Here is a 9742-nt window from a genome sequence, read left to right as displayed (position 1 = left end):
CGCTCGCCACGTCGGGGCGTCCCGACGACCCGGCCGCGCGGGCCCGCCGCAGCACCACGACGACCAGCCAGAGCGCTGCCACCCACTGGGCGATGGCCGTGCCGGCAGCGGACCCGGCCACGCCGAGCCCCGCCCCGTGCACGAGCAGGAGGTTCAGCGCCACGTTGAGCAGGTTCGCGACGACGGTGACGACGAGCGGTGTGCGCAGGTCGAGGACCCCGCGCAGCGCGCCGGTCGCCGCGAGCACGAGCAGCATGGCGGGCACCGCCGGCGCGGAGACGAGGAGGTAGGTCGTCGCGTGCCCCTCGACCTCCGGTGAGCTGCCGAGCACGCCGGCCAGCGGACGGCTCGCGGCCGCGAGCACACCGCCGAGCACCGCGCCGAGCCCCAACGCGAGCCACAGTCCCCCGGTGGCACCGTCGAACGCCGCCCGTTCCCGGCCGGCGCCGTGCAGTCGCGCGACCGTCGCGGTGCTGCCGTAGGCGAGGAACACGCACAGGCCGACGACCGTGAGCAGGACGCTCGACGCGACCGCCAGGCCGCCCAGCTCGGCCACGCCGAGCCGGCCGACGATCGCGGTGTCGGCGAGCAGCATCAGGGGCTCGCTGACGAGGGCGAAGAAGGCCGGGACGGCGACCGCGACGATCTGCCGGTCGGCGGCCCCCCAGGTGAACAGGTTTCTGTGCCTGGCTGTGGATTTCACCGGAACTTCACCACCGCTGTCGACATGTCGATGCGACCGGCAGGTGGCCGGAGGATGACGTCCACGTAATGTGGGCCCACAGTGTGTGCACGGCATCGCCGCAGGTCAGACGCCGTTTCCACGTCCCGTTTCCCCCGTTCTCCACAAGGCCGTCCACGGACTGTGCACAGGCTTTCCGGCGATTTCCACATTCTCCCCAGCCTTGTCCACACGGGCTGTGCGTGCCGGGCTTTCCTCGGCCCCCGCCGGGCCCCTAGTGTGACGCGTCGGCTGTCGCACAGGACGAGGGACCTGCCCACCGGGGAGGCTGCGCGAACGTGTCGGAGGTTCGACCTACCGTGGGGTGGGTCGAGAGAGGAAGGCTGCTGCGTGACTGTCGCAGATCTGCACGCCATGGGGCCCGAGCCCGAGGACGACGTCCCCGCCGGACGTGTCCCGCCGCAGGACCTTCCGGCCGAGCAGAGCGTGCTGGGGGCCATGCTCCTCAGCAAGCAGGCGATCGACCCGGCGAACGACCTCCTCGAGGGCCGCGACTTCTACCGTCCCGCGCACGAGGCCATCTTCGAGACGATCGTCGACCTCGCGCAGCGCGGTGAGCCGGCCGACGCGATCACGGTCGCAGCCGAGCTGCAGCGGCGTGGCGAGCTGACGAAGGTCGGTGGCGCTCCCTACCTGCACACCCTCGTGGCGGGCGTCCCGATCGCGTCGAACGTCGACTACTACGCCGAGATCGTGCGCGAGAAGGCGATCCTGCGCCGCCTCATCGAGGTCGGGCAGAAGATCGCCGGGCTCGGCTGGGCCGAGACCGGCGAGATCGCCGAGATCGTCGACCGCGCCCAGGCCGAGGTCCTGGACGTCGACGGCAGCAGCGGCACCGACGACTACAAGGTGATCTCCGAGCTGATGGCGCAGACCATCCAGGAGATCGACGACATCCAGTCCCGCGACGGCGACATGGCCGGGCTGGAGTCCGGGTTCCCCGACCTCGACAAGCTTACCACCGGCTTCCGCGGCGGCCAGATGATCGTGGTGGCGGCCCGCCCCGGTGTCGGCAAGAGCACCCTCGGCCTCGACTTCTGCCGCGCCGCGTCGATCAAGAACGGCGTCCCGTCGGCCATCTTCAGCCTGGAGATGTCGGGCGCGGAGATCGCGATGCGTCTGCTGTCGGCCGAGGCCAAGGTCGCCATCCACCACATGCGCGGCGGCGGCATGACCGACCGCGACTGGGACGCGGTCAGCCGGGTCATGCCCCGCGTGCAGTCGGCGCCCATCACCATCGACGACTCGCCCAACATGACGATGCCGGAGATCCGCTCGAAGGCGCGTCGCATCCAGAAGGCCGCCGACGGCAAGCTCGGCCTCATCGTCATCGACTACCTGCAGCTGATGACGTCGGGCAAGAAGGTCGAGAACCGTCAGGTGGAGGTCTCGGAGTTCAGCCGGCAGATCAAGCTGCTCGCCAAGGAGATCAACGTCCCCGTCGTGGCGATCAGCCAGCTGAACCGTGGCTCTGAGCAGCGCACCGACAAGACGCCGCAGATCTCCGACCTGCGCGAGTCGGGCTCGATCGAGCAGGACGCCGACATGGTCTTCCTCATCAACCGTCCCGACGCGACGGGTGCGGGCGAGTCCGAGCGCCCCGGCGAGGCCGACATCATCGTCGCGAAGAACCGTTCGGGCCCGGTCAACAAGGTCGCCGTCAGCTTCCAGGGCCACTACTCCCGCTTCACCCCCATGGCCCGCGAGGCCGAGGCGCCCCCGGGCGCGGCGGCCGGCGAGTTCTACGGCGGCTGACGCTCCCGCGCCGTCGCTGCCTGTGTACGACGGGCTTCGACCTGTCCGCAGCTCCTCGTACCGTTCACGGGTGGGCGACGACATCTTCGCGGTCCGGTTGGCCGACGGCACACCGCTCCCGCTGCGACCGTCGGAGCTGCCGGTCCTCACCCACTCCGACGAGATCCACCTGGTCTCGGGGGATCCGAACAGTGAGGACGCCGGTGGTCACGCGTGGGGCGTCGGTCGGCGGGACAAGACCGAGTTCCCGCAACGGTGGGGGACGGACCTGCGCCCCTGGGTCGAGAGGGTCATGCGAGAACCGGACAGCGTCGTCCTCTCAGATGGCGGTGACCGGCTCGGGTTCACCGCCACGCTCGACGACGTGCGTGTCGTGGTCCGTCTGCGCCGCAACGAGACCGGTCAACGGCGGTTCTCCACGGCGTTCCCGGTCGGCGGCCGAGGAGTCGTCAAGAACACGCCGCATGGTCGTGTGGATGTTCCCCTGGATGACCAGCGGATCGATGGCTAGCCTGGACAGATGACCGACGTCGACGAGCTGCTCGCGATCCTGGATCCGGCCGTGCGGCCGTTCCTCGGGCGCGACGACTCACTTACCATCGATGATCTCGTCGTCGGTGGTGAGAAGCTCGAGGCGGTCACGATCCTCGCGCGTGCCGCGTCCCGCCACCGAGCTCCCATCGCGGCCGAGCCGCTCGAGCGCCTGCAACGTCTGGCTGAAGGGCTCCCGCCGGACCGTCTGGGTGATGTCGCCGCGATCCGTGAGGCGCTGCACGAGCTAGTCCCGGCCTGAGCTACGACCCGATCGGCGGCATGCCGGGCTCGGCGGCCTCGAGCACCTCGACCGGGTCGCCGAGCGCGATCGTCGCGCCGGTCGGCAGCGGGCGGTCGGGGATGACGTTGACGCCGAACCAGACGCCCTTGCCGAAGCGACGCAGCTGGGCGAGGGTGCGCGTCGGCTCGGGTCCGCGGGCGACCGTGCCGGCGTCGTGGTCGGGTTCCATCGTGGTCATCACGCACCGGGCGCAGCCCTTGACCACGCGGAACGTGACGTCGCCGATCCGGAACCGTCGCCAGGTGTCCTCGCCCCACGGCTCCGTGCCCTCGACGACGAGGTTCGGACGGTAGCGGTGCATCGGCACCGGCGTCCCGGCCGCCGCCGACACGGCCTCCGCCGACGCTCTGGTGGTGAGGAGCAGCGGGTACCCGTCGGCCAGGCTCACCCGGTCGTCCGGCTCGGAGTAGGTCGGGCTGGTCGGACGGCGTCGAGGATCGTCCAGGTGGACCAGCCGCACCTGACGACCCAGCACCTCGCCCAACCACGTCGCGGCGCCGTCGCCGGCGTCGGCCGCCGTGAGCCGTGACGACCAGATCGAGATCGGCACCTGCGCCGTGGGGTCCGGCAGCGGCACGTCGACCGCGGCCGCACCGGGGACGGTGAGCCGCAGCCCGTCGTCGGTGAGCGTCGCGTGCACCACCAGCAGGCGGTTCAGCTCGCGGGCGGTGACCATCCCCCCGGCCGGGTCGACGACCATCCACCGTCGGTCCTGCGCCAGTCCCCACGGCTCCACCTCGACGCGCGCGAGCGACTCGCCGCGGCACGACTTGACCGGATAGCGCCAGAGCGACGCGACGGTGGGCTGCACGCCGATACTGTCGCACGGGCCAGGTGCGACGCGACCGCGCCACCGCTGCGAGGCGTTCGCACCGACGTCGCAGCGGGTTCGCAGTGCCGAGGAACAGGCTCGTGGAGCGACGGCCCGACCCGCGGGCCCCTCGACGGCAGGAGCACCTCATGAACCGACGATCAGCCCTCACCTCGACCCTGGCAGCAGTCGCCCTCTGCGCCGGCACGGCCGTGTCCAGCGTGGCAGGAGCGGCGGGTGCAGCCGAGCAGTCGACGACAGTGTCCGGGGCGTCGACCGCCGCCGCCGAGCGACCTTCGCTCGAGGTCCCGTTCCCCTGTGGACAGGAGTGGCGCGGCAACACCCGCAAGAACCACGATCCGCTGAACGCCATCGACTTCAACCTGCCGACCGGCGGCGACAGCGACCTCGGCAAGCCGGTCCAGGCCAGCAACGGCGGTGTCGTCACCTTCGCGGGCACGGGGCCCGGCGGGTACGGCAAGATGGTCGACGTCTACCACGCGAACGGGTGGTCCACCCGCTACGCGCACCTCAGCGTCATCTCCGTCACGAAGGGTCAGAAGATCCTGGCAACGAACGGAATCGGCCGGGTCGGCAAGAGCGGAGGCCAGTCGTCGGCGCACCTGCACTACGAGCAGCGCTACAACGACTCCGCTGCCGGCATCTACTTCAAGACCACGAAGGCGAAGTACTGGGGCGACGCCCTGTACAAGCGCACCACCATGTGCAGCTGACGGGCTCCCCGGCCGCCGGGTCCTCGGACCCGTCGGCCGGGCCGCGCACGGTCCGCTCAGCCGACACGCGTCGACCTCGGGTCCACGAAGGAGCGTGACATCAGCAGGATCGGCGCAACCAGCACGAGCGGCACGAGGAACGCGAGCCGCAGGCTGCCGGCCTGCGCGACCGCTCCGATCACGGCCCCGCCGAGGATCGCGCCCACGTAGTTGGCGATGTTCATCCGGGCGATGGCGGCGTCGGCCGCCTCAGGGGGGACGGCCGCCCCGACCGCAGCGAACGACAGCGGCGCAATGACGGCGATGCCGAGCCCGGCCACGAGGAACGCGGGGACCGCGACGGTGGCGTCCGGTGCCGCGACGACACCCGCGAAGCCGACCACCCCCACGGCGGAACCGCCCGCCACGACACGCGCCGCACCCATGCGTCGCACCAGCTGGTCGCCGACGACCCGCGAGGCCAGCGCGCCCACCTGGTAGGCGGCGTAGCCGAGCGGCACGACCCAGCCGGGCGCCGCCAGAGCCTCTCGCAGGTACACGCTGCTCCACGTCCCCGTGCCCGTGTCGGCCGCGTAGAACAGGCAGATCACCAGGCCGAAGAGCAGGACGGGTCGCCAGGGGACCGGGATCGTCGCGGCGGCCGCGAGGTCGTCGACCTGCGTCCCCGGCGCGTCCGCGGCCAGGTGGCGGGCCGACGCCACGGCGAGCGCGACGACGACCACCGCCACGACCGACAGCCCGGCGCCCAGGGGCAGACCGAGGGCGGCGTAGCCGGCGCCGACGATGCCGCCGACGCTCCAGCACGCGTGGAACCCGGTCATCACGCTGCGTCCCCGCAGCGCCTCCACCCGCACGCCCTGCATGTTCATGCTGGCGTCGACCCCGCCGAGCGCGATGCCGTAGACGGTGAAGGCGGCGACGAGCAGCGGGTACGACGGCGCCCAGCCGACTAGGGCAGCCCCCGCCCCGATCCCCACCAGCGACGTGGTCAGCGCCGTCCCGCTCGAGCGACGGGTGGCCAGGACGCCCGCGAGCACGCTGCCGAGTCCTGCCACGACCGCGACCACCACCAGCAGGACGGTCACGTCGCCCTCGCCGAGGTCGAACCGGTCCTGCAGGCGCGGTGTCTGCGTGACGAGCGCCGCGAACGTGAAGCCCTGGAGCAGGAAGCCGGTGCTCACGGCGACGCGGGTCCGGTCCATGCGGTCAGGGTAGGACCGCGGGAGGGGCACCCGCCTCTGTCCTGCCTGGGTCACTGGTAGGTGACGAGGTCCGGTCGGGGCCGGACGTCGCGCCAGGTCTGCGGCACGGTGAGCATCGGCTCGTCCTCGTCGAGGAAGTTCTTCCAGCCCCAGTGGACGCCCTTCGGGGAGCCCTGACGGATCGTGTTCCAGGTGCCGGTCTTCGCGCCGGGCGTGCCCTGGCCGTCGACGTGGACCACGGTCGACAGCTCCGGGTGGCCGACGTCGAGGGTGCTGCGGTCGCGGATCATCGACGTCGAGAACTGGTGGAGCACGAAGAGCTTCTGCGGCAGCCGGCGCTCACGGGTCAGGTCGGCCAGCCAGTCGGCGACGGCGTTGACCTCCGAGGCGCCGACCGACCCGATCTGGGTCAGGTGCTTCTGGTCGCGCGCGAGCCGCCACTCGGGATCGAGGGCGAGGCCGACGTGTGGGCGCTCCAGCAGCGAGCGGTAGCGCTTGGCCTGAACGAGGAAGTCGGTCCGGCCGGGCTGCAGGTCGATCACGACGTACTGGCCGGCCTTCTCGGCCGCGTTCACGAGCGGCGTCAGGTCGCGCACGCTGCTCTCCGCGGAGTAGTCGCCGTCGTCCCCGGCCTCGGAGGAGGCCACGGTCGCGATGATCTCCAGCGCGGGCACGACGGGCTGGTCCGAGAGCTCCTGGTACTCGCGCGCCAGTCGCGCGGCCCGACGCACCGTCGCGGCGGTGCCCTGCTCGCCGAGCAGGCCGAGGGACGGGGTGCCGGGGTGCCCGTAGAGCGCGACCACGTGACGCCCCGGGAACACGAGGAGTCCGCCGCCCGGCTGGGTCAGGTCGCGCCGCACGGCGGTGACCTCGTAGCCGAGGCCGCGCCGGAACGTGGAACCGACGCCGACCACGGGCGCGTCGGGCTCGTCGCGCAGGGCACGGATCGCCCGCCGGTCCGCGCGCGGGTCGCCGCCCTTCACGCCGACGACCGTCGCGCCGGCGGCGCGGGCGGTGCCGACGGAGGCGAGGTCGGCACCAGGCGTGTGGACGAGCACCACGACGTCGTCCTCGCGGGGCGAGGTGCGAGGGAGCCGGTCCACGGCGCGGTCGATGTCGGCCTGGTCGTCGCCGACGAGGCGACGTCCGGGCAGGTCGGGCCAGTCGGCGTCCTTCGGTCCGACGGCCAGCGTCGTGCGCACACCGAGGCGCTCGAGCTCGGCGTGGGTGGTGGGTCCGACGAGCAGCACGGGGACGCCGAGCCGAGCGGCCGCCTTCACGGACCGCTGCTGCGAACGGGCGCTGCGAGCCGACACGATGGCCACGTCCGAGCGTTCGAACAGTCGTCGGGAGGTGCCCACGGCGTTCTGGGCGGGAGTGCCGCCGGCCACGACGTCTACCGCGCGCGACGGTGTGCGGAACGTCGTCGTCGCGTCGCCGTCCTCGTCGTGGCCGCCCGTGCAGCCGGAGAGCAGGAGGAGCGTCGCGGTGAGCACGGTGGCGCTGCGTGTGACCCGAGATCGCATACCGCGACGGTAGCCCCGGGGCCACGTCGGACTCGGGCTCGGGTGCGCGCAGGTACCCTCGCCTCGTGATCAGCGCAGCCGTGACGTCCGCCCTCGTGCAGTCCGCCAGCTCGACGGGCCCGGACAGCGGCCTGGCCGGTCTGACGGTCGACCTGATGGAGAAGCTCGGCCTGTTCGGCGTGGCGCTCGCGGTCGGCGCCGACAACATCTTTCCGCCGATCCCGAGCGAGATCATCCTGCCGTTGGCCGGCTTCGCCGCTGCGCAGGGCACGTTCAGCCTGGCCGGAGCGCTGTTCGCGACCACGGCGGGCTCGGTGATCGGTGCGGCGATCCTCTACTGGCTGGGCCGTGCCTACGGCCGCGACCGCACGGTGTGGGTGTTCGAGAAGGTGCCGCTGCTGAAGGTCAGCGACCTCGAGCGGACGGAGGCGTGGTTCGCGAAGCACGGCACGAAGGCGATCTTCTTCGGCCGGATGGTGCCGATCTTCCGCAGCCTGATCTCCCTGCCGGCCGGCGTGGAGCGGATGTCGTTCGGCCTGTTCCTGGCGCTGACGACGGCGGGCAGCCTGATCTGGAACAGCATCTTCGTCGTCGCCGGCTACCGGTTGGGCGAGAACTGGGAGCAGGTCGAGCCCTACGCCGACACGTTCCAGAAGCTGGTGATCCTGGCGGTCCTGCTCGTCATCGCCGTGTTCGTGGTGGTGCGGGTGCGGCAGCTGCCGCGCTACCCGCGTCGCCGTCCGCGCCGCCCCCAGTGAGCGGCGCGCGCAGGATCGCGTCGTTGCTGCCGTCGGCGACGGAGATCGTCTACGCCCTGGGCCTGCAGGACCGTCTCGCGGCCGTCACGTTCGAGTGCGACGAGCCGGTGTCGGCGCGGTCGGAGCACCGTGTGGTGGTGACGGGTGCCGACACGAGCGGGTGGACCCCGGGCGAGATCGACGCCTACGTGCGGGCGCGGCGTGAGGAGGGCGTGGACCTGTACACCCTCGACGAGGGGGCGCTCGCCGACGTCGACCCCGACCTCGTACTGACGCAGGACCTGTGCCGCGTGTGCGCCCTGCCGACCGACCGGGTGGATGAGGCGTTGGCGCACCTCGGGTGCAGCGCCGAGGTGCTGACGCTCGACCCGCACACCCTCGAGGAGGTGCTGGTGTCGGTGGAGCGGGTGGCGGCTGCGGTGGGTGTCGTCGACCGTGGCCGGGCGGTGGTGGCGGGTCTGCGGGGGCGGTTGGCCGACGTGCAGGCCCGCGTGGCTGGTCGACGGCGTCCTCGGGTGGCCGTGGTCGAGTGGGTGGACCCGCTCTTCACGGGCGGCCACTGGATCCCGGACCAGGTGGCGGCCGCAGGTGGCGAGCCGGTGGGCATGCATGCGGGGACGCCGTCCGGACCGTCGGGCTGGGATGCGCTGCGCGCGGAGCGCCCCGAGGTGGTGCTGGTGGCGCCGTGCGGCTTCGGTCTCGACGGGGCTGTCGAGCAGGCCGCCGTGGTGGCGCGGGAGCTGCCGGGCGTGCAGGTGTGGGCCGTCGACGGCAACGCCGTGGTGGTGCGACCCGGTCCGCGACTCGTGGACGGGGTCGAGGCGTTCGCGTCGGTGCTGCACCCGGAGCTCTTCGACCGGTCCGCCCTGGTCCGCCGCGTGCAGTAGCTACTCATCCGGCTCGGGTGCGGCGGGCGCTGGCGTGTCGGGTGCGCAGGGTGCGGTGGGTCTGGTGGGTGTCGGGGTCGATGGTGAAGAACCCTTGATGCACGGCCGCGTGGCATCGGGGACACAGTCCGATGAGGTTGGCGAGGTCGGTGGCGCCGCCGTCGGACCAGTACTGGACGTGGTGGACGTGGACGACGGGTCCTCTGCAGCCGGGGCCGGCGCAGGTGCCGCCTTGCTGGTTGACGATCGCCTTGCGCTGAGCCGGGGTGGCGAGGCGGTGGGTGCGGCCGACGTCGAGGACGGTGTGTCTGCCTGCGGTGAGGATGGGGGTGAGGTCGGCGTCGCAGAGCATCTGCTGGAGCTGCGCGGGGCCGATGGTCCCGAAGCCGGCGAGTTCGCCGGTCGCGGTGCTCGCGTCGTCGGCGATCTGGGCGAGGTCGACGGTGAGGTCGACGTGGGGGCGCACGCCTCTGTCCTGCGGCAGGCCGGAGG

Annotated in this window: 11 protein-coding genes; 6 read left to right on the top strand and 5 right to left on the bottom strand. The window is 72.2% G+C overall.

The features are described 5' to 3' along the window. Positions 1-703: MATE family efflux transporter (locus NH339_RS15620; protein ID WP_253026958.1), on the bottom strand; the 703-nt coding region annotated here is incomplete at its 3' end. Between the two features lie 393 nt (positions 704-1096). On the opposite strand from NH339_RS15620, the gene dnaB reads away from it, so the two are divergent. The 3 genes from dnaB to NH339_RS15605 all read left to right on the top strand — a co-directional run bounded on the left by dnaB (position 1097) and on the right by NH339_RS15605 (position 3290). Continuing rightward, complete coding sequence (gene dnaB, locus NH339_RS15615) at positions 1097-2497, top strand: replicative DNA helicase (RefSeq protein WP_083516529.1); 1401 nt, start codon at positions 1097-1099, stop codon at positions 2495-2497. Between the two features lie 70 nt (positions 2498-2567). Then, positions 2568-3008: a hypothetical protein gene (locus NH339_RS15610; protein ID WP_253026957.1), complete on the top strand. Its 441-nt coding sequence runs from the start codon at positions 2568-2570 to the stop codon at positions 3006-3008. 9 nt (positions 3009-3017) lie between these two features. Then, positions 3018-3290: a hypothetical protein gene (locus NH339_RS15605; protein ID WP_253026956.1), complete on the top strand. Its 273-nt coding sequence runs from the start codon at positions 3018-3020 to the stop codon at positions 3288-3290. A 1-nt stretch (position 3291) separates the two neighbouring features. Here the strand turns inward: NH339_RS15605 and NH339_RS15600 are convergent, their stop codons facing one another. Then, positions 3292-4143 carry an MOSC domain-containing protein gene (locus NH339_RS15600; protein ID WP_253026955.1) on the bottom strand — a complete coding sequence of 284 codons (852 nt, stop codon included), beginning with the start codon at positions 4141-4143 and terminating at the stop codon, positions 3292-3294. A gap of 149 nt (positions 4144-4292) precedes the next feature. Between NH339_RS15600 and NH339_RS15595 the strand changes: the two genes are divergently transcribed. Then, entirely contained in the window at positions 4293-4877 is a 585-nt protein-coding gene (locus NH339_RS15595; protein ID WP_253026954.1) for a M23 family metallopeptidase, read from the top strand. 56 nt (positions 4878-4933) lie between these two features. Here the strand turns inward: NH339_RS15595 and NH339_RS15590 are convergent, their stop codons facing one another. Further along, positions 4934-6079 (bottom strand): MFS transporter, encoded by a 1146-nt coding sequence (locus tag NH339_RS15590; RefSeq protein WP_253026953.1) that lies wholly within the window; start codon positions 6077-6079, stop codon positions 4934-4936. Positions 6080-6129: 50 nt separating this feature from the next. After that, positions 6130-7605, bottom strand: coding sequence for a hypothetical protein (locus NH339_RS15585; protein WP_253026952.1), 1476 nt, complete (start codon positions 7603-7605; stop codon positions 6130-6132). 65 nt (positions 7606-7670) lie between these two features. Between NH339_RS15585 and NH339_RS15580 the strand changes: the two genes are divergently transcribed. Both NH339_RS15580 and NH339_RS15575 read left to right on the top strand, forming a co-directional pair. Next, entirely contained in the window at positions 7671-8363 is a 693-nt protein-coding gene (locus tag NH339_RS15580) for a DedA family protein (RefSeq protein ID WP_253026951.1), read from the top strand. Between the two features lie 23 nt (positions 8364-8386). Beyond that, positions 8387-9250: an ABC transporter substrate-binding protein gene (locus NH339_RS15575; RefSeq protein WP_253026950.1), complete on the top strand. Its 864-nt coding sequence runs from the start codon at positions 8387-8389 to the stop codon at positions 9248-9250. 4 nt (positions 9251-9254) lie between these two features. On the opposite strand, the gene NH339_RS15570 is transcribed toward NH339_RS15575, so the two are convergent. Continuing rightward, a partial coding sequence (locus NH339_RS15570) for an HNH endonuclease (RefSeq protein WP_253026949.1) occupies positions 9255-9742 on the bottom strand: 488 nt, incomplete at its 5' end.

Origin of the sequence: Aeromicrobium sp. CnD17-E, from assembly GCF_024124745.1 — a bacterium.
Lineage (GTDB): Bacteria > Actinomycetota > Actinomycetes > Propionibacteriales > Nocardioidaceae > Aeromicrobium.
Note: the sequence above shows the minus strand (reverse complement) of the source record. Positions and strands in the feature narration are given on the sequence as shown.